The following is a 19,543-nucleotide window of genomic DNA, read 5'->3' on the forward strand; positions in this document are numbered from 1 at the left end:
GATACGAAGCAACATGAACGCTGTAACCCCCTCAAAGCTGCCCCTGAACGTCGAGCTGTTCTTGCTCGCGGTCTGCTCAGGCCTCGGTGTGGCGAACGTTTACTATCTCCAACCCAGTCTTCAATTGGTGAAGTCCGATCTGGGCGCCACCGTTGAGCAAATCGGCTGGGTTCCCACCCTCACCCAGATCAGCTATGCACTGGGCATGCTTCTTTTGGCTCCCCTCGGAGATGTGATCTCGAGGCGCAAGCTGATCATCATCAAATCCCTGATCCTGGTTCTGGCCCTCATTGCTACCGCCACCGCACCAAGCCTGAATATCCTGCTTGTGTCTTGTATGGTCGTGGGCCTGCTTGGCAGCGTAGGCCAAGATTTCATTCCCGTTGCGGCTCATGTCGCACCAGAGAAGTCGCGTGGCCATGCTGTGGGGATGGTCACCACCGGGCTGCTTACTGGCATCCTTCTCTCTCGCACCCTTGGTGGGTTTGTTGCGGACAGCTTTGGCTGGCGAGAGATGCAATTCTTAGCTGCCGGGCTGATGTTGGTGGTTATCCTGATCACATTCCTGACGCTGGCTCCTACCCCTGCTCCTCTGCGCACGCCTTACACAAAATTGCTCGCGAGTCTGTGGACGCTTTGGGTAGAACACCGGGCTTTGAAATTGGCGATGATTGTCCAAGGTCTGCTGGCTGCTACCTTGGGTGCTTTCTGGTCTTGCCTTGCCCTGGTGCTTGCTGCGGAACCATTCCACTTGGGGGCTGGTGTAGCAGGTTCGTTCGGTATTGCCGGCGCAGCCGGTGCTCTAGCAGCGCCCCTGTTCGGTCGCTTGGCAGATCGACGTGGGCCTCTAATCGCAATCAGAGCAGGGTGCGCTCTGGTGATCGTCTCCTTCGTAGCCATGGCAGCTCTTCCGCCCAGCCTTGCGCTGCTAGCTGTGGGTGCCGTGCTCTTCGACCTGGGTGTACAAGCTGGATTGGTGTCACATCAGAGCATCATCAACAGCCTTGACCCTCAAGCACGAAGCCGCTTGAACGGACTTATGATGGCTGGAGCCATGGCCGGTATGGCCGTAGGCGCGGCAATCGGCACGTTCGCATTCACGAATTTCGGCGCCCGAGGCATGTTCATCTTTGCTGCAGTCTCAGGAATTGCCGCCCTGGCCGTCACCTATCTTCACCATGTACCGAAACGGGAACAGCGTTATGCCTAACACCACACACGATCGCCTGCTACGCACTCCATACATCGAGCCCAAGTTGGCCGAGCGGGCACCGTTGACTGTATTGTTCTCACTCCTTTCCCGGTCAGATAACACGCCGCTGAATGAGCGCAGCCGTGCGCAGGGCTTCGGCCTTGATAATGATGGCAACGTCATCGAGGATCCTGCGGCCGATCCTTCTAAAAACGCGCTTGAGGGCGATCCGAATCTCAGCTTCGAGCATTGGGGTGAATACTGGCGCAAGGTTCACGGCCCACGATTCGTGCACGTTGAAGAATCGGATGACAAGTCTCTTGAGCGTCTGCTGCGGTACGACCAGCTTCACCGATTCGCTCCGGGCCCCACCAGCTTCAATGCGCCCCCCTATCAGTTCCCAGTTGATGAACACGGAAAGCTGTGGCCTACGATCGTTGGGCACGTGCCGCCGTATCACCGCCCATCATGGGACGGAGTGGCGTACCTACACTTCGCCCGACTGGAAGATATGGCAGTTGTGTTCGGAAATGAGCGGGTGCGAAACAAGATCGCTCCTGAAGACCACGCGATGTTCCGAAACATTGCGCCAATCCCCGCGAAGCAGTACATCGTCTTGCCAAGCACCTCGGACAACGAGCCTATCACCTTGGTCAAGCTACACGTCCGGAAGGTCGGAACCACCCGCGCTCAATTTCAACACTGGTGGTTGCATGAACATGCTCCGACCTTCATGCAGCATACCGGTGGCCTGGTGCGACGCTATGTTCAGTTACACAGCATTGGCCCAACAGAACCCGGTGAGGCTTTCTACCACCCTGAAGCGAGCAAATTCGACGGGGTCAGTTTGCTCAGCTTCGCAAGCCTAAACGACCTGGAGGATTTCCTCCGTAGCGAAGACTATCAAGCGATTGCTAAAGACGAGGGTTTGATGATCGACACCAGTGCTGGTGAATGGTGGACGTCAGTCAGCATGACAATTGTCAATCGGCTCATCTTCGAGAAAACAACCGCGATTGAAGAGCAACCTACTCCCTTCAGCGTGTTCGATTCGCTGTGATTCCCATACGGTGAAGGTGCCGCCTTCACTTATCGAGTTCATGCTCTCGACCTGAGCCACTTACCACGCATTTGTGGCATCAGATCGAGAGCGTGGCATTTAGATCCAAGACAACCGTTAATGCACTCACCCAGCCTGCACACGAGCTCTACACCCGCTTCCGCTCCGTCATGAGCGCATCTACTCCTCACGATACCCGAGCTCTGCACTCAATTGCCTGGCAGCCTGATCCAGTAATTGGGCTTGAGAGCTGTTCAGCTCAGCAGCAAAGCTTGATACCGACCCGACTATTGTAAGCACACCCTTGATGTTCCCGAACGCGTCGAAGACTGGTGCCGATAGAGCATTGATTCCAGGCATAAACAGCCCGCGGATCGAGCACATACGCTTGTCGCGCACGCCGGCGAGTTGCGCCTCGATATCTTCCCTGCGCAATGCGTCTGACGATTTGTGCTGGGCGGTGTCTTTGTCGAGCCAATGCTGGAAATCAAGGTGGTGCAGATAGGCGCCAAAAACGAGTCCCGTCGAAGACCGAAAGATCGGTAAGACCGATCCAATCTGCGTGACGACAGTCACAGACCTGGGGGCTGGCTCGACCTGGATGACCGTTGCTCCCTCGCTGCCCCAAACTGCTAAGAAGCATGTCTCTTCAATGGCATCGCGCAATTCCACGAGGGCTCTGCCGCCACTTCGGTAGATATCTACACTGCTGAGCGCCGCTAACCCTACATACAGAGCCTCACGGCCAAGCCTGTAATGGCTGCTTTGCTCATCTTGCTCGGCGAACCCGCTTGTAATCAGCGCTTGTAGATACCGGTGTATTTTGGCCGCCGGCATGTCGATGAATTTGGCCAACGCACTGAGAGAGGTGGACGGTGAGAGCTGGGCAAGCGCGCGCAGAATCTCAGTCCCAACCTCCGCAGATCTCACCGTCTGTTTATTTGCGGCAGCTGGAGCTGGCACATTTTCCATAGCCCGGACTCTTATCGTGTAAACCGGCTTTATAGCGCGTTGGTCGAACGAGCTGCAAATTATCATTTGCGTAATTTGATTACGCATAACAAAATTCCTATGGCCGCCTGGCTATCCCGCTGGCGAAGCACTGCCCCACTCGCTGGCGCTTCTGAACCACTCCTCAAGGTAGAAGCTGAATGATTTATGCGAAGCCCCACTCGCCCTCCGCTAGCATGAACCTAGCACCGGTAATCGCGAGAGTATTTCTTTGCGCTCTGTTTTTGATATTCGCTGTAATCAAGGTGATGCACCTGGATCAGACAATCGCATCGATGGCCAAAGTAGGAGCCCCCTTCCCCACGCTGTTCGCTGTCGTAGCCATTGCGATCGAGGGGCCCCTCGCCCTCCTGTTACTGCTGGGGGTGTGCTTCCGACCTCTAGCGCTATTTTTCGCCGCCTATACCCTCGTAACGGGCTTCATCGGTCATGCGTATTGGTCGGTACCTCCGGAGCAATACATGGCCATGTTTACTCATTTCTATAAGAACGTAGCCATCGCAGGTGGTTTCTTGGCTCTATACGCTGTCGGCCCTGGGCAGCTAGGGGTATTCCGACTGTCAAAATGACTTAGCTATCGGTATCAGACCCCATCCTGTACAGGGTCTGATACTGGCTAGAGATAAAGAGAGTCATCTACAAAATCTCTCAGGTCTCGAACCAGGATGCTACATGGCCGAACGAGATAGCGGGGGTGACGAAATGCACGCGCGCCGTGGTTCAGACCTTTGCCTGACAATATGGAGCGTGACCTTGGCAAGCATCAGAGTTCAGTGTCTGCGGGGAAATGGAGCTTGCTTCTTGATCAAACGTCAGACGGAAGCTATTTCTCGCAACGGAACTTGGGCTCAGTTAGGTCGATTGGCTCGGGCAAAAGGTGTGAGGTGAACCCAGACGGGTGTGTGAAAGTCATCCGTAGGATTTTTCGCTGCCTGTGAAGCCGATGCTCATCAAATTGTTCACGGTGGATTTGGATGGGATGGGAGATAATTTACATCCAAAAAAACAGAGCGGCCTAGGCCGCTCTGTGGGGACAAAACACGATGTTCATAGCCGTCAAAACTTCAAGCTGTCCCTAAACAAAGGAGTTGGAAACTAGGCGTGAGCCTTAGCCCTGCAGCAGAGCCCACACTTCGCGATCGCGTTCAGCAGTCCACACGCGTGGCCACTCAACGCCTTCGTACTCGTCCCAGACCCGCTGAACGTCGAACGGCAGGCAGTGTTCGAAGATCGGCCATTGGCCATATTGCGGCTCAAGGGCCTTGTGAGTTGCTTCGAACGCATCTTTGACAGTGCCACCGTTGCGGTGAGCGTTGCCAACATGCTCCAGCATCCCGTTGATGAACGAGCGGGTTTGTTCAATGGCGGCATCCGAAGCTTCGAGGCCTTTGGCAACTGCGCCTCGACCACCGACAACGTTCTCGGCGCGGAAGGCTTTGACGCCATCCAGGGTCTTACCCGCCCAGTCGAAGTGGAAGGCATCACCGGTGTAAAGTGCAGCTTCTGCTTCAACCAGGTCGCCGGCGAAGAGAGTCTTGCTCTTGCTGTGCCAAGCGACCAGGTCACCCGCAGTATGGCCACGACCCAGGAATTTAACTTCCAGAGTACCGCGATCCCCGCCCAGCTCGATGGTGTAATCGTCGCTGACAATGTTGGGGATAGTCAGTCCTGGGATTTCTTCTGGGTTCTTGAACAGGCGCGGCATACGACCGAACTCGCTATCCCAGTCCTCCTGACCGCGCTCCTCGATCAATTTCGCGGTGGCAGTGCTGGCCAAAATGTTCTCAGCCTCGAAAGCACTGGCGCCCAGCACGCGCACGGCGTGGTAGTGGCTCAGGATCAGGTACTTCACAGGCTTGTCGGTGTGTTCGCGGAGCTGCTTGAGCCAAGTGTAAGCCGAAGCCGGAGTAGCGCGTGCGTCGAAGCAAACCAGGAAATCTTCACCTTCGATGGCGCCAACGTTTGGATCACCTTCGGCGGTCAAGGCATATACACCGTCAGCAATCACTTCCAGCGTTTCAATTTTGTCGACGGTGTCAGTCGAAGAGGCAAAGGCTTTGGCCATGGATATTCTCCTTAGAATTAGATGTAGAACATATCGGCCGCTTCAATGTCATTTGATGCTCGGCGCCTTATTCAGGCCAACTAAGCGCCCAGCTGACGATAGGTTTGAGCGACTGTCCTGAGTTCATCCTAATCCGCTACACAGAGTTTATATATACAGCAGCCTTCGCAAGAGTGTTGACTCAGAGTCGCCTATGATTCGCCAAACGGCTGAAAAAAGCTTTCAGCCGCTGGCTCCTTTGAATGGTTGTCTTCAATGCCTACCTCCGCCTCCTTGGAGGTGTTCAGGTTGGAAACTCCTCAGATCGTTAGGAAGCTTGGCAAACAATCATACAATAGACACTGTAGACGTACGGTGGGCATTCTGCAGCGAAACCTCTTGATCTTTTTAAACGAAAAAAACCCCGCCGCATCAGAGACGCGACAGGGCGAGGTTAATCTAGCAGTTGTCTACAACTTTCCGCAGACCTGATTATTTGGAAGCTAAAGATGTCGGGCGGAGGCTATCAACCTCTTGTATCTTTTTTTCGCAAGCTGTGTCCGGATGAGAGATGTTCACGATAAGGCACGCCGCTACTATTGCCGGAATCGCGGCGATGAGCATCACGGTACTGAGCGGTAGTTGCATTGAGATGAGCATGGCACCGATCAATGGCCCAGAGATCGAACCTAAACGGCCGATACCTAATCCCCAACCTACACCGGTCGCACGGATGTGAGGGGGGTAAAAATTGCTGATCAGTGCGTTCAACGTCAACTGACCACCGATCAGGCAGAAGCCAGCGATCATCACGGCTAAGACAGTCAGCGTAGGTATCCCATGGTTGTAGCCGATCGCAGCGGTTGCAATACCGCAGACCGCCATGATTTTACCGAGTAGCCAGACTTTTTTCTTGACCTTATCCGCCAGGTACGAGAACGCGATAGCGCCGACCGTTCCTGATGCAAGGAAGGAGGATGTTGCAAGGCTCGCCGCGCTAGTAGAGAAACCGCCCTCCGATAGCAACGTAGGCAACCAACTGATAGTGAAATAGAGCAGGATGAAGGTAGATACACACGTGCACCAGATGAAGATGGTTGGCTTCAAATAACCGTAGCGGAACAGATCCGCGATAGTCACCTTCTGTGCTTTGCCGTGCTCAAGAACAGGCGCCGGTGGAGTCCACTGAGGTACCAGAGTGGCAAGCATCCTCTTAAGCGATTGGCCAAGATGCTTGGCACTAAACAGCCGCGCCAAGGACTCTGGCAACCATAGGTAAAGGAATGGCAGCAGAACCAATGGCGCTACCCCGCCGACGATGAATACACTTTGCCAGCCGTGATGCTCCATCATACTCGCGGCGACAAAGCCACCAGCGGCTCCACCGAACGAAAAGCCACACGCCGCCAAAGTCACAAAGAATGTCTTCATGCGAGGCGGTGCGTAGTCAGCCATCAGCGCCATCGCACTCGGCATAGCGCCACCCATGCCGACTCCACACAGGAAGCGAATCACCGCTAGGGTTTCGATGTTGTGTGCCCAAGCGGACAGGAGCGTAAGCCCAGCAAACAACAACACGCAGGACAGTAAGGTTTTTCTGATCCCGAATCGATCTGCGAGTGGTGTAAGGAACAGTGAACCCAGGGTAAGGCCAATCAGATTGCATGTGAACACAATGCCGAACGCCGCTTTCGGGGTAGCCCATTCCTGCGCCAAGTTAGGGACTACGAAGCCCAGAAGCTGGGCATCGTAACCATCACAGACGAGCAGGAGGATCAGTAAAACAAGTGTACGGAACTGGTACCGAGAAAACGGTCGTTGATCCAATGCCGCACGGAAGGCTTCAATCTGGTTATTCATCATGGCAATCCGATTATTCTTGTGAGGCCACGTAAGAATTGCTCTTTTTACGTCGGAGGCGGTGTGTCGACCTGGTTCGCAGGATGTGCACGCTGGAACCCTGGATGATCCGCGGCCAGTGCTTCAACCCTCGAAATTCGGGGGAATTCAGTCAGATCCAAGCCGAATCGACGGGCCGCGTAAATTTGCGGTAAAAGGTACACGTCAGCGAGACCAGGCTTTTCACCGAGTGCCCAACCGTTTTCGCCAATCAGGGCCTCCACTGCCTGGAAGCCGCTATAGATCCAGTCCTGAATCCACTGATTGACGAAGGCCTCATCGTGTCCAGCCGCTCGTAGCTTGTTCAGCACAGACACGTTGTGTAGAGGATGGATATCGCAACCAATGATGCCTGCAATCGAGCGCGCCAACGCTCGATCTGCTGGGCTACCAGTTAGCAACGGCTTGTCAGCGTATGCCTCTTCCAGGTATTCGATAATCGCCGGTGATTGAATAACCCGAACCGACTCATCTACCAAGGCAGGCACGCGGCCTTGGGGGTTGATCTCCAGATAGCTAGCGGAGTGGTGTTCTCCGCCGTCCTTGATCAGATTGATGGGGCAAACGTCATACGACAGCCCCTTCAGTTCCAGAGCAATCCTTACCCGGTACGAAGACGTCGACCGGTAATAGGAGTAAAGGATCATCAACGGATCTCCCGGGCAGGGAGAACCACCGCACGGCACTCACCGAAGCCGATCGACCCAATGCCATCTTGAGCGCAGCGAGCTCTCAGAATGATCTCGTCACCGTCCTCGAGGAACGTCCGGCTTTCACCGTTTGGAAGCGTTATAGGGTGCTTGCCGCCTTGCGTCATCTCTAGCAGAGAGCCCATCGACTCGGTGGTGGGCCCAGACAGCGTGCCGGTACCGAACAGGTCACCCGGGTTAAGCTGGCAACCATTCACAGTGTGATGAGTCACCATCTGCGCGAACGTCCAATACATGTTAAGCGTAGTGCTTGCGCTGAGCGGGTATGGTGCGGCACCCTCCTCTCGCATGCTTGCGGTTAGGAGCAGAACTTCGAGACGAATATCAAAAGCACCCGTGCTCTGATCTTCCTCATCCAGCAGATAAGGAAGCGGAGCTGGGTCACCGGACGGCCGAGCAGGCTGGGCCGTGCGGAAAGGTTCAAGTGCTTCGGCAGTCACGACCCATGGTGAAATGGTCGACGCGAAACTCTTGGAAAGGAATGGGCCCAGCGGCTGATATTCCCAGGCCTGAATATCGCGGGCCGACCAGTCATTCAACAGGCAGAATCCAGCAATATGTTCGCGTGCATCGCGGATGTCGATCGGCTCGCCCAGACCGTTAGGACGGCCAATCCAAAGACCCAGTTCGAGCTCATAATCCAGGCGGCGGGAAGGTGCATGGATTGGAACATCACTATCAGGAAGCTTGATTTGCCCTGAAGGACGTACAAAAGGCTGGCCGGACGGAACGATGGTTGATGCACGGCCGTGGTAGCCGATTGGCACATATTTGTAGTTGGGCAGCAGCGGATTGTCCGGGCGGAAGAGTTTGCCCACGTTTTCGGCGTGATGGATGCCAACGTAAAAGTCTGTGTAGTCCTGGATGCGAGCAGGCACATGCAGATTGCAGCGAGAAGCCTCGATCAGCAATCGATCACCGAATTGGCGCTGAATTTCGACCTCAGCCCCGTTCTCGCCGAGCAGCTCAATCAAACGCTCACGCAAGGCCTTGCGGTCTTGGCGTGGCAGGGCGAAGAAACTGTTGAGTGATCCGCCTACCGCAGCCTCCGCCGCTGCCTCAGCTGCGCCGGTCAGCAGGCCAGCTTCGAGGGCGACTTTAAGGTCATAGATGAAGTCACCGATAGCAACGCCAGTGCGGCGCTCGCCGCCTTGAACGCTGAAAACACCGAATGGCAGGTTGGCCAGCGAAAAATCAGGATGGCCATTGGCCGAAGTTACCCAGCTGTTCATCACTACTCTCTCAATTAGGAATTTGTGCTTTCAAATTTTCCAGCGATGCCTTCCCAGCATGCGTCGTAATTGCCCTGCAACGCGGGGCTAGCCAGCGCAAATTTCGTAGGGCGGAGTACCTGGTGTGTCTCAAACATGAAGGCCATGGTGCCATCAAGCTTCTGAGGTTCCAGGTTGGCTGCCATGGCGCGTTCGGAGGTTTGGGCGTCTGGGCCGTGAGCGCTCATGCAGCTATGCAGGGAGGAGCCACCGGGGGTAAAGCCATCAGCCTTGGCGTCGTATTCACCCTCGATCAACCCCATGTACTCGTTCATCAGGTTGCGGTGGAACCATGGCGGACGGAAGGTGTTTTCCGCGACCAACCAGCGAGGAGGGAAAATCACGAAATCAAGGTTCGCGAGTCCAGGAACGCTCGTGGGGGAAGTCAACACAGTGAAAATGGATGGATCTGGATGGTCGAAGCTTATGGAACCGATGGTGTTGAAGTGTCGCAGGTCGTATTTGTACGGAGCGTTGTTGCCATGCCAAGCGACCACGTCGAACGGCGAGTGATCCAGTTCAGCTTCCCAGAAGCTCCCTTGGAATTTTTGCACCAATCGAGTTGGCGATTGCTCGGACTCAAACCAAGCATTTGGAGTGAGGAAGTCGCGAGGATTGGCCAGGCCGTTGCTTCCGATTGGCCCCAGGTCGGGTAGTCGCAACGGAGCACCATGGTTCTCGGCAATATAACCGCGGGCCGATGCGCCGAGCAGCTCCACCTTGAATTTCATGCCACGAGGGATGACAGCAATCTCCAGCGGCTGCAGCTCAATACGTCCCAGCTCAGTCACGAGCAAAAGCTTACCCAACTGAGGCACGATCAAGAGCTCGCCGTCGGCGCTGTAAAACGCTCGCTCCATCGAACGATTTGCTACGTAATGGAAGATTGTGATTCCACTGGGATGATCCAGGCTGGAGTTCGCAACCATTGCGCGGAGGCCGTCCACGAAGTCAGTAGGCTCTGCCGGCACTTCAAGCGCATCCCAACGCATACGGTTGGGGTTGGCTGGTGCCAAATTACCCTCTGGGATAGGTGAAGGAATCGCTTTGAAAGTCGGGTGGGATGCAGATGGACGGATTCGATACATCCAAGTACGACGGCTTTCATGGCGAGGCATCGTAAAGGCAGTGCCAGAGAACAGCTCCGCATAGAGACCATGAGCTACCCGCTGGGGGGAGTTCTGGCCAATCGGCAGCGTGCCCGCGATTGCTTCACTGGAAAATTGGTTGCCGAATCCTGACTGATACCCGATGCCGCTGTCGTTGGTGCTCATCGTTCCTCCTGCGTCGCTGTGTGCGTTTTATTTTTCGTAACTCGATTACGCAAATCGTAAATCCGTAATGAGGTGCGGTCAAGCGTCGCAGGTGAGATCGCGTCTGACAGTCCAACGCAGTCGGATCTTTCTCAACATTTGAGGGACTCAGGATGAGGGCTGGCAGACACTTCAGACCCCCGCCTTGGGCGGGAGAGAGCTCTGTACTACCCCCAAGGCTGTCAGCGATGGTCATATGGGTATGCGCTCGGGAGGCGTATGGGACGACCAGGAAGCTGAGTGCGATTCGCCAGCATCATCGGCTGGCGATCGCTGATTGCGCATGTAGATGATCAGCATTGCGCTGACCTATCGTCCCACTGAGTGCAATCGCCAGCTGGGTGTCAATGACTCAAAGTGAGGTGCGGAGGGGGAATCCAAACGGCTCAAAACACGTTGATAGGCATCTCAACAATGAATCGATATTCATCTACGTCAAGGTATCGGTAACCCGTGGTGGCGCGATGAGTCGCTTGCCGTAACCGCAGCGATAGGTCTTTTGCGGGCCCGCTTTGAATGACATATTTGATCTCGATATCGCGCTCCCAGTGTTTGTTGTCCTTGTCATCATCGTAGATGTGCCTGGCCGTGTACCGGGTGTTGGAACTCCCATCGTTGTCCATTCCATCTCCACGGACATAGCGCGTCATGAACGCCAACCCAGGTACCCCGTAAGCCGCCAGATTAAGGTCGTAGCGGATCTGCCAAGATTTTTCGTTGGCTTCAGTGAAAGTCGCGTACTGAACCGCGTTACCCATGAGAACGTTTCCTCCCATCGTTCCAAAGCCCACCCAATCAAGTGGCTCGTCGCCATACAAGGCTTGATAACCTACGCTAAAGGTGTGACCCGATTGGCTATAACCTGACATCAGCGACCAAGCGAAATTATTAATTTCCCCACCATTTTCCGCACCGTAGCTGGTAGTTCTATATGAGTTAAAGTTGAAAGACACAGACCGATCAGGAGAAAGGACGATCCTATATTTTCCACCGAAATAATATTGACGCCATACATCTCGAAGTTCTGAGCCGTAAATGCTGGCAGAAAACTCACCCTCTTTGTAGTTTAACCCCAGATAGTCAATTCGCTTGGAGTGAATTCCTACCGCATAGTCCGTAGTCAGGTCATCATCACTATTAGTGGAATCCACGCCACTAATGGATGTAAAGCGACCAGCGTCAATATTTAGATTGTCTATTTCATTAATATTCAACGACCACCCAGTTGCAATCGCCGGAAGTAGTCTGACAGTGCTCACCGCGAAAACTGGCGTGGCCGGCATCTGTGAGCCGTAGCGAAGCACGCTTTTAGATGCGCGGACTTTTAGTGACCCTCCGATTTCAGCGTAGCTGTCACTAGGATGCCCCTCGCTGTTGACGTTGAGAAGATTCAAGCCCGCTCGCCCTCCTCCGCTGTCTAGTTTGAAGGCCGCAAGTAAATGACCATCAGCTCCGACCCCCACCAAGCCAGGAGTGAAACCCGATACAAAATTTGTTATGAAGCCCTGCGCCCATTCTTCACGATAACCATTACGTTCATCGGCCGGCTTGAATGCATTTCGACCCAAATTGTTAGATAAGCCGTTACGAAGATCTCGATTGAAGTAGAAATTTCTTGCCAGTACATCCAGATGGCTATCACCGATCAGCCCGTTACTTTCAGCAGCTGTCGCGAGTACCGTATGTGCCATTGCAATTGCAATGGCCATCAGTGGCACAAGGCCGTTGTTAATTTTTGCCATGATTAATCTTCTTGTTTTTATAATACACACGACGAACGCCATCACCACCGAGCGAGGTGGCTGACATGAGTGTTCTCAGTTCGGATTAGGTGCGACGTATGTTGCTCGACTTGGGATGATGAAAATCATGGCAAGCGCTGAAAGCAGCATCATACCGCTAATGCTGACTAGCCCTGCACTACTACTACCGGTCAAGTCACGTGCGACACCAATTAGCCATGGGGCAACAAAGCCGCTGAGCGTTGCCAGTGAACTGACCAGCGCGATGCCTGCCGCAGCCGCTCTTCCTTTTAGGTACGTCGCAGGCAGCGCCCATGCAACAGTGACACCGCCGCTGAAGCCAAAACCTGCCAAGCCCAGGAGCAGTAGTGAAACGACGAGGGAGTGCTGCCAAATACTGGCTGCTGCCAACATCACTGCCGCAAAAATCATACTCAAAGCATAGTGCCAGCGACGCTCCCGCCTCAGATCAGAACTCCGCCCTATCACCAGCATCCCTAGAGCCGCCATCGAGAAAGGAACTACGGCATAAAGCGCGATGGTTGAAACATCTTTTATGCCCATCTGCTGGATCATGGTAGGAAGCCAAAAGTTAAATGCATATGAGCCGCAATATGCACTAAACGCCAGGAATGCCAAAAGATAGACTCGAGGATCTGTCAGCGCCGAGAAAATCGCTTCCTTACCATGACCACCGGCACTCACATTAGCGGCGCTATCACGAACCATAATTTCTTGATGAATGGCTTTTTCTTCTGCAGTCAGCCAAGTGGCGTGGGACGGTTTATCACTGAGATAGAAGAAGCAGCATATCCCAATGAAAATGATGGGTAGTGCTTCAAGCAAAAACATCCACTGCCAACCTGCCCAGCCGTAAATACCTTCCATGTTTTGCATGATGAGACCAGAAATCGGCCCGCCGACGATTGGTGCTGCCAGTGTCGCTAAAAGTAAGAGGGATGTTACCCGTCCACGCATGTAGCTGGGGAACCAATAGCTGAGATAGAGAATTACACCTGGAAAGAACCCTGCCTCAAATACACCCAAGAAGAATCTGAGAATGTAGAGGTGCAGTGAGGTTGATACAAACATAGTCAACGCTGAGGTGATACCCCACAGCACCATGATGCGGGTCAGCGTGGCTCTCGCGCCGGTTTTCTCCATCAGCAGATTGCTTGGAATCTCAAAGAAAGCGTATCCCAGAAAGAATATGCCCGCAGCCAGTCCATACTGGGAATCAGTAAAACCCAGTAGCGGCTGCATCTGAAGCTTGGCATAACCAATGTTTACTCGATCTAGGAAAGAAAAAAAGTAGGCAAGGAATAAGAATGGCAGCAACCGCCGTAAAACCTTACGAAAAAGCAGCGCCTCACCGGATGCCGACACTCCCTGACCCACAGGCGTGCCTATAGATTGCGTATTCATCATCGTGACTCTCTTATTTTTATCTCAACGACCTTTGAAGGCGTCTCGGGGCATCCTGCCGGAGTCGTGCCTCCGCTGTGCCGAATCCGGCGTAAGCCGGAACCGCGGGGCTGAATTTGCCAATAGCAAATCATATTGTCAATTGCAAATTCCATAAGTCCGACCCCCATTCAGGCGCGCCCCCGCGGCCTTAATCGGCTTGGTTCACTTCGTTTGATGGCCCTTCAGAACGGCTCAAAGACGCTCCCCAAAGCGCTTGAGATAGACAGGCTGACAGTCCAGTGGGGTGACCTACGTCTTACAAGGCGAAGGGAGGCCGATCGACTAAATTGGCCTAAGACGGCGTGTTTTTCCGTCGTTTTGGACAAGCGCAGACCAAAACAACGCTGTAAAAGCGTTGCACTTTTCATGGCATTTGCTGTGGATTCAGACCCGTAGCGCTTAAGAATATTGTTACTTCGCTGCTAGCAAACGTCACTCAGCCCCACTTCTGGGCTGAGCATGCTTAGCGCCGGGCTACCTGGAAAGGGGCAAAGGTTTGGATGTCCAGGTACGGTTACAGAGGCCGAAGCTCAAGGGGTCGAATAATGACCCAATTGCCTGGAAAGCTTCTGAGTACTTCTCTGAAGCGTAAGCGAAGTTTCGCCATCCACCGAAAGGTTCATGGCATTCGTGTCGTCAAATACAGTAAGGGTAAATACGATTTCTCCGTTGAGCCCGAACACAGGTGCGCTCAGCGAGCTCAACCCTGGCATCGGGCGATCTCGTTGGACATCCACGCCGCGTTCGCGAATCAAGGAGAGTTGCTCAAGGTAGCTAGGGAGATCGAGGCGCGCAGTACTAGAGCCCGCATCACGGATCTCTTCAAGCAACAGGTTTTTCTGCAAGGCCGATTGGGGCAGCCAGGCCGAGAATGTACGACCGATCGAAGAATTTGTCAGCGACATCACCGAGCCAAGTCGGATCTCAGAGTAAAGACTGAAGCGAGCCTCCTCCATTCGTACCACAGTAGGGCCAAGAGATCCCCAAACGCTGAGTACAACTGCGTGGCCCGTGGCTGCAGCGAGCTCTTTGACGACCGGCTCCGCCTCATGGGTGGGACTGAGGAAGTGCAACCCCAGCACTCCTAGATCTCGTGCGACCAATCCAGGCTCGTAGAGACCTGTCTCTTCATCTTTGAAAACCAGGCCGGAGCGTACCAAGCTGACCAAATAGGGAAACGCACGCGCAGAACTCATGCCTACAGCTGAGGCAAACTCCTTCAAAGATACAGGTTTTTGAAGAAGCGTTAGCGCCTCTAACAGCTCAGCCGCCACCTCAACAGATTGGATGCCGCGAGGGCTTTTCTCGTCATGCTCGCTCATGGCTTGCCTTCCGCATATCCATTAATGAGACGCTCAGATGCCGCGCGCATCTCATTGGTTACCTCAGCAATCCGTGCCAAATCGAAGCTGGCGGCTGCGGAAAATGCTGTCATTGTGAGCAAGAGACACCCTGCATCGTTAAAGACGGGAATGGATATGGTAGATACCGAAGGGGTTGGGTAGCCTTGTGCGACAGATCTTCCGGCACTCCGAATTTCATCCAAGACTTCTTTGAATTCTTCGGACTGGAATGTCTCGAGGCTGTCTCTGGTGAAGGTCTGATTTTCGATTACAGACGCCGACAGTTCCTGAGGCTGGTAGGCAGCGAACAGTCGGCCTGTTGCAGTCCTGGTTAAAGAAAGAACCGTACCAAGACGAAAGCCGATACTCAGCACCGTACCGTGTTCCGCATAGTGCACTACGATCGGGCCGTGTCGACTCCAGACAGCCACAAATACGTTGACTTCCAGGCGGCGTCCAATCTCATTGACGATTGGAATCGCTTCGCTGACTTTCGGAAGCCGATAAAGAGCCGAAACGCCGAGCCGGAACGAAAGCTGCCCCGGCTCAAACGCTTGGGTGTAGTCATTGCGCTTGAGAAGACCTACACGCGTCAAGCTAACGAGGTAGGTATAGACCTGTGACGGAGGGGTTTCGACAAGGTCTGCGATTTCCTTGAGGCTGAGAGGACGGGACTGCTCCACAATCGTGCGCAGGATCAGCCCCGCCATCTCAACGCTTTGCACTCCCCGCTGAGACGACTTCATCGAATGTCTCCATCAGCAAGCAGTGTCCCTTCCTGAATACCTGCTCTGTTCTGCATGCGATAACTGGTCAATGCGTTAAAAGCGGCACTGTATCGCCTCCAACCGTCTACCGCAATCAACAGACACAGTTACATTGTGCCGTTCCTAAAGGCTTCTCTGCAGGTGAAATGCCGGGATCAATGGACGAGGTAGCCCCCATCTACAGGCAGAACGACACCTGTAACGTAGCTAGCCGCGGCGGAAGCAAGAAACGTAATAGGCCCAACGAGCTCATCGGGATCAGCTGCACGTCTCATCGGAACATGCTGCAAGAAGGTGCTGAGGGCGTTTTCGTTTCCGCGTGTACTTGCAGACATGGCGGTAGCGAACATGCCAGGCGCAACCGCATTTACTCGGATTTCAAATTCCGCCAGTTCCGCTGCCAGGGTTCGGGTCATCTGAGCCACTGCGCCCTTTGAAATCGCATAGGTAGGCGACGTAGTGGCTGCGACGAAGGACTGAATCGACGCGACATTGATCACGTTGCCTTTGGTTCTCTTCAGGGAAGGAAGAAAGGCCTTTGTGACATTGAAAGGCCCCGTCACGTTCACCGCCAGCGTGTCAGCTAAAGCCTGCGAAACAGCTGGTGATTCAAATACTACTCGCTTCAAAATCCCAGCGTTATTGATCAGCACATCGATGTCACCGATCTCACCCACAATCACCGCGGCCAGACGCTCACAAGCCTCCTGATCACTAACGTCCAGCCCAAAGCCCCACGCCTGATTGCCTACGCCGCAGATCGCTTCGGCTGTTTTCGTAGCACCTTCGCCATCAATGTCGACAATGACGACTTTGGCGCCTTGCTCGGCGAGACCGTGCGCGACAGCCTTGCCATTTCCTTGAGCCGCACCAGTAATCAAGACCAGCTTTCCGGCAACAGACAGGCGAGTTTCACTCAGTTTTTTCATGGTAAACCTTTGTTGTTATTTGATCGTTCATTGCGGGTGACGTACGACTCGATTCAATGTCGCCCTTATCAACCGGTTTTTCTCACCAAGCTGGCGTCATCCACTCGTGCAGCATTGCTTAAGTGAATCCCTACGGCGTAACCAAAGGTCAGCGCAGGGCCCAAGGTGATACCCGCTCCCGGATAGTTGCCTCCCATGATGCTTGCAGAGTCATTACCCACAGCGAATAGCCCTTGGATCGGCCGGTCATCCGCTCCGAGTACCTGGCAGTTGCGATCCACTGCGATGCCGGCGTAGGTACCAATGTCTCCTGGGACGATCTTCACTGCATAGAAAGGCCCGCGCTCGATAGGTGCGACGCAAGGGTTTGGCGCACGGTAGGCATCTCCTTGATAGCGGTTGTACGCTTTTGAGCCTTTGCCGAACTCAAGGTCATGGCCCGCTGACGCGGAGACATTGAATTGGGTGACGGTTTCTACCAGCTGCTGCTCGTTAATCCCTGCTGCTTTCGCCAACGCACCCAATGTTTTGCCCTTGATCAGGTAGCCAGTTTTCAGGTGCCTGCCTATTGGCAGTGGGAATGGGGCTACACACCCCAATCCATAACGTCGAAGCGTGTAGTGGTCACAAATGAGCCAGGAGCATACTTCGGGCTCTTGGCTGCAGGCTTTGATCATGGCTTGGACATAGTCGTGATACGAGTCGGCTTCATTGGTGAATCGTTTGCCGCTCCGAGTAACCGCGATCACACCTGGCTTTGCACGATCAATGAAGTGCGGCATGACACCCTGAGTTCCATCCTTACGCGTGGTCAGAGACACTGGTGTCCATGCCGCAGGATTAGGGAGATTCGTGTTGAGCTTGCCTCCCATTTTTTCGACCATTTTCAGGCTATCGCCGGTGTTGGTTTTAGGAGTAGGCGTCCAATGTTCGTTGCCGGTTTTAGTGTGCGAGTAGAGAGCTTTGCGGCGCTCAATGTCATGAGGGAACCCCCCGGCAGCCAATACGACCCCCCTCGCCGCCCGAACGACTACCTCTTCACCATTTCTCCGCACGCGAGCCCCTACAACCGCGCCGCCTTCGATAATCAGCTCAGTAACTGGGGATTGCAGCCAGATTGGTATTTCCATATCAAACGCTGACTTGGCCAGCCGACCAATCAGAGCATTCCCGTTAGTGAGCGTCATCCCACGGCCATATTTAATGGTCTGCCAAATGTGCTTGGAGAGTCGCTTCGTAGCGTAAATCGCTGACTCCAGCGACCTGGTTGCACGCATGAAGTGCTTAATGTCCGGGCCTGAGCCGATCATCATCCCTAAAACCGTCTGTTCAGGAAGCGGTGGCTCAAGTTGCTCCATGCGCTTACCAAGCTCCCGAGCATCGAACGGTCTTGCAACCATCGAACGGCCGCCCTGCATGGCGCCAGGCGCTTCAGCATGGTAGTCCGGGAACACCAGTGGCATATCGAATCTGACGGCAGTGTGTTTGAGGAAGAAATCTACTGCCGGGCTTCCATGCCGCAGGAAAGCGTCCACGCGTTCTTCGTTGTAGGCATTCCCTCCTTCATGCTTCAGGTACGTCTTCACCGCGTCGTGAGAGTCGCTATGCCCCCATGCTTGAGCAAGCGAGGTGCACGGAATCCATAACCATCCACCAGACCGAGCAGAAGTACCGCCAAAGGTCGAACCCTTCTCGACCATCACTACGTTCAAACCATGATGCTTAGCCGTAATGGCGGCAGACATGCCCGAAGCTCCTGATCCAACCACCAGGACATCGCATTCATAAATTTCTTGTTTTTTCATGCTGGTTCTCCAAACCGTGGACTACCGGTAACGACGCCCGACAGGGGCGCCACCTAGCAGGTGAGCAAAAATTAGCATTCAGTTATCCTATGTGTAAACGGTTTGTCATATGGTAATTTTGCTTGCCGATTGCCCTACGGGCAGGTCAGCCAGGTGAGGAACAGCTCTAGAACGGTTGTTTCGGGCAAGCAAGCTACCCGCCGACGAGACCCATCGCGGGTTCTTAACTCATAAAAATTTGGACGTGACGCATCTTCTTCCAATGCTGAAAGGAGGCTTCGCCAGCTGCACGGAGGACATCCTGGTACTGCGAGAGGGCAAATTGAGTTATCAAAATCCTGCCGCGGTTAGATTCTCTTCAGGTGTTCTGGAAGACGGGCGATCCGAGACAAGCGCGTGCGGAATTTCTGTATTGGCGGCAGGGTGCCAGCAGGCAATTGAGCAATCCTGGCGTGACTTTCCTTTCTGATCTATGAGTAGGAGCTGCGCCGGCAAACCGAAGGAGGAAAGGTATGGAGCTTGTTACTGTCGCATGCATTGCGTTGAACCGGATTGGCTCTGCAAATGCCGCAGGATTCGGCTACGCAAGACACCGCAGGCAGCAGTTTTTCACCGAAGTGGCTGACGGCGATGTGGACACGCTCCGCCAGAAGGTCATTGAAGTCGCTGAGGCTAACGGGGAACAGGAGGGGACACTTCACAACCTTGAACACGCTCAAAACCTGGGGTTCCCGCCAGGCCAAATAGTGTTCGACGTTCAAGGATTAACGACTCAATACAGTGAGCCCTACGCTGCATGTGTGGTCTTCCCCGCACTGAAAGCGGCTGGGAGGTTTTTCAAGCTCGAGGAGGTAGCGGAACGCGGGATGGCACTGTACGTTTCACCCAGCTAGGCGCTTTGAGCTCAACTGCGCCTGGCATACCAGTGCCAGGCGCAAAAGCAGCTTAAGACGAAAGCTTACGCTTGAACTTGAACATCACGTCATCTAG

Annotated in this window: 16 protein-coding genes; 4 read left to right on the forward strand and 12 right to left on the reverse strand. The window is 54.1% G+C overall.

Going from position 1 to position 19,543, the window contains the following annotated elements:
- Positions 1-13: 13 nt before the first annotated feature.
- Positions 14-1,210: an MFS transporter gene (locus ACIPZB_RS06990; protein ID WP_400639519.1), complete on the forward strand. Its 1,197-nt coding sequence runs from the start codon at positions 14-16 to the stop codon at positions 1,208-1,210.
- A complete protein-coding gene (locus tag ACIPZB_RS06995; RefSeq protein WP_336084925.1) occupies positions 1,203-2,252 on the forward strand; it encodes an EthD domain-containing protein in 1,050 nt (349 codons plus the stop codon). Before ACIPZB_RS06990 ends, ACIPZB_RS06995 begins: the two co-directional genes overlap by 8 nt.
- 180 nt (positions 2,253-2,432) lie before the next feature.
- Here ACIPZB_RS06995 and ACIPZB_RS07000 read toward each other — a convergent pair whose 3' ends face one another.
- Complete coding sequence (locus tag ACIPZB_RS07000) at positions 2,433-3,224, reverse strand: IclR family transcriptional regulator (protein ID WP_336085080.1); 792 nt, start codon at positions 3,222-3,224, stop codon at positions 2,433-2,435.
- Positions 3,225-3,439: 215 nt separating this feature from the next.
- On the opposite strand from ACIPZB_RS07000, the gene ACIPZB_RS07005 reads away from it, so the two are divergent.
- Entirely contained in the window at positions 3,440-3,832 is a 393-nt protein-coding gene (locus ACIPZB_RS07005; RefSeq protein WP_400639765.1) for a DoxX family protein, read from the forward strand.
- Between the two features lie 539 nt (positions 3,833-4,371).
- Here the strand turns inward: ACIPZB_RS07005 and ACIPZB_RS07010 are convergent.
- From ACIPZB_RS07010 to ACIPZB_RS07060, 11 genes are all read right to left on the reverse strand, one after another.
- Complete coding sequence (locus ACIPZB_RS07010) at positions 4,372-5,328, reverse strand: MBL fold metallo-hydrolase (RefSeq protein WP_336084923.1); 957 nt, start codon at positions 5,326-5,328, stop codon at positions 4,372-4,374.
- A gap of 471 nt (positions 5,329-5,799) precedes the next feature.
- On the reverse strand, positions 5,800-7,167 hold the full coding sequence (locus ACIPZB_RS07015; protein ID WP_400639520.1) for an MFS transporter: 1,368 nt from the start codon (positions 7,165-7,167) through the stop codon (positions 5,800-5,802).
- A gap of 47 nt (positions 7,168-7,214) precedes the next feature.
- Positions 7,215-7,853, reverse strand: a complete 639-nt coding sequence (gene maiA, locus ACIPZB_RS07020) for a maleylacetoacetate isomerase (protein WP_336084919.1) — start codon at positions 7,851-7,853, stop codon at positions 7,215-7,217.
- Positions 7,853-9,148 carry a fumarylacetoacetase gene (fahA, locus tag ACIPZB_RS07025; RefSeq protein ID WP_336084917.1) on the reverse strand — a complete coding sequence of 432 codons (1,296 nt, stop codon included), beginning with the start codon at positions 9,146-9,148 and terminating at the stop codon, positions 7,853-7,855. Before fahA ends, maiA begins: the two co-directional genes overlap by 1 nt.
- Before the next feature lie 14 nt (positions 9,149-9,162).
- Positions 9,163-10,461 (reverse strand): homogentisate 1,2-dioxygenase, encoded by a 1,299-nt coding sequence (gene hmgA / locus ACIPZB_RS07030; protein WP_336084915.1) that lies wholly within the window; start codon positions 10,459-10,461, stop codon positions 9,163-9,165.
- 425 nt (positions 10,462-10,886) lie between these two features.
- Positions 10,887-12,242 carry an OprD family porin gene (locus ACIPZB_RS07035; RefSeq protein WP_400639521.1) on the reverse strand — a complete coding sequence of 452 codons (1,356 nt, stop codon included), beginning with the start codon at positions 12,240-12,242 and terminating at the stop codon, positions 10,887-10,889.
- Between the two features lie 75 nt (positions 12,243-12,317).
- Positions 12,318-13,670, reverse strand: coding sequence for an MFS transporter (locus ACIPZB_RS07040; RefSeq protein ID WP_400639522.1), 1,353 nt, complete (start codon positions 13,668-13,670; stop codon positions 12,318-12,320).
- Positions 13,671-14,239: 569 nt separating this feature from the next.
- Complete coding sequence (locus ACIPZB_RS07045; RefSeq protein WP_336084909.1) at positions 14,240-15,031, reverse strand: IclR family transcriptional regulator; 792 nt, start codon at positions 15,029-15,031, stop codon at positions 14,240-14,242.
- Complete coding sequence (locus tag ACIPZB_RS07050; RefSeq protein WP_336084907.1) at positions 15,028-15,798, reverse strand: IclR family transcriptional regulator; 771 nt, start codon at positions 15,796-15,798, stop codon at positions 15,028-15,030. The genes ACIPZB_RS07045 and ACIPZB_RS07050 overlap by 4 nt, the downstream gene beginning before the upstream one ends.
- 176 nt (positions 15,799-15,974) lie before the next feature.
- The gene (locus tag ACIPZB_RS07055) at positions 15,975-16,748 is read right to left on the reverse strand and encodes an SDR family oxidoreductase (protein WP_336084905.1); all 774 of its coding nucleotides are present in this window, start codon (positions 16,746-16,748) and stop codon (positions 15,975-15,977) included.
- 68 nt (positions 16,749-16,816) lie between these two features.
- Positions 16,817-18,553 carry an FAD-dependent oxidoreductase gene (locus ACIPZB_RS07060; RefSeq protein ID WP_400639524.1) on the reverse strand — a complete coding sequence of 579 codons (1,737 nt, stop codon included), beginning with the start codon at positions 18,551-18,553 and terminating at the stop codon, positions 16,817-16,819.
- 512 nt (positions 18,554-19,065) lie between these two features.
- Here ACIPZB_RS07060 and ACIPZB_RS07065 point away from each other — a divergent pair.
- Positions 19,066-19,446, forward strand: coding sequence for a hypothetical protein (locus ACIPZB_RS07065; RefSeq protein WP_400639525.1), 381 nt, complete (start codon positions 19,066-19,068; stop codon positions 19,444-19,446).
- Positions 19,447-19,543 lie beyond the last annotated feature (97 nt).

Source organism: Pseudomonas sp. NPDC089396 (assembly GCF_044749545.1).
Classification (GTDB): Bacteria; Pseudomonadota; Gammaproteobacteria; order Pseudomonadales; family Pseudomonadaceae; genus Aquipseudomonas.

Excerpts from the sequence above, each read along its gene's own strand:
- ACIPZB_RS07005 (WP_400639765.1), top strand. The coding sequence starts at position 3,440 with ATGAACCTAGCACCGGTAATCGCGAGAGTATTTCTTTGCGCTCTGTTT.
- ACIPZB_RS07065 (WP_400639525.1), top strand. The coding sequence starts at position 19,066 with ATGGAGCTTGTTACTGTCGCATGCATTGCGTTGAACCGGATTGGCTCT.
- ACIPZB_RS07015 (WP_400639520.1), bottom strand. The coding sequence starts at position 7,167 with ATGAATAACCAGATTGAAGCCTTCCGTGCGGCATTGGATCAACGACCG.
- ACIPZB_RS06990 (WP_400639519.1), top strand. The coding sequence starts at position 14 with ATGAACGCTGTAACCCCCTCAAAGCTGCCCCTGAACGTCGAGCTGTTC.
- maiA (WP_336084919.1), bottom strand. The coding sequence starts at position 7,853 with ATGATCCTTTACTCCTATTACCGGTCGACGTCTTCGTACCGGGTAAGG.
- ACIPZB_RS07060 (WP_400639524.1), bottom strand. The coding sequence starts at position 18,553 with ATGAAAAAACAAGAAATTTATGAATGCGATGTCCTGGTGGTTGGATCA.
- ACIPZB_RS07055 (WP_336084905.1), bottom strand. The coding sequence starts at position 16,748 with ATGAAAAAACTGAGTGAAACTCGCCTGTCTGTTGCCGGAAAGCTGGTC.
- ACIPZB_RS06995 (WP_336084925.1), top strand. The coding sequence starts at position 1,203 with ATGCCTAACACCACACACGATCGCCTGCTACGCACTCCATACATCGAG.
- hmgA (WP_336084915.1), bottom strand. The coding sequence starts at position 10,461 with ATGAGCACCAACGACAGCGGCATCGGGTATCAGTCAGGATTCGGCAAC.
- ACIPZB_RS07010 (WP_336084923.1), bottom strand. The coding sequence starts at position 5,328 with ATGGCCAAAGCCTTTGCCTCTTCGACTGACACCGTCGACAAAATTGAA.
- ACIPZB_RS07040 (WP_400639522.1), bottom strand. The coding sequence starts at position 13,670 with ATGATGAATACGCAATCTATAGGCACGCCTGTGGGTCAGGGAGTGTCG.
- ACIPZB_RS07000 (WP_336085080.1), bottom strand. The coding sequence starts at position 3,224 with ATGGAAAATGTGCCAGCTCCAGCTGCCGCAAATAAACAGACGGTGAGA.
- fahA (WP_336084917.1), bottom strand. The coding sequence starts at position 9,148 with ATGAACAGCTGGGTAACTTCGGCCAATGGCCATCCTGATTTTTCGCTG.
- ACIPZB_RS07035 (WP_400639521.1), bottom strand. The coding sequence starts at position 12,242 with ATGGCAAAAATTAACAACGGCCTTGTGCCACTGATGGCCATTGCAATT.
- ACIPZB_RS07045 (WP_336084909.1), bottom strand. The coding sequence starts at position 15,031 with ATGAGCGAGCATGACGAGAAAAGCCCTCGCGGCATCCAATCTGTTGAG.
- ACIPZB_RS07050 (WP_336084907.1), bottom strand. The coding sequence starts at position 15,798 with ATGAAGTCGTCTCAGCGGGGAGTGCAAAGCGTTGAGATGGCGGGGCTG.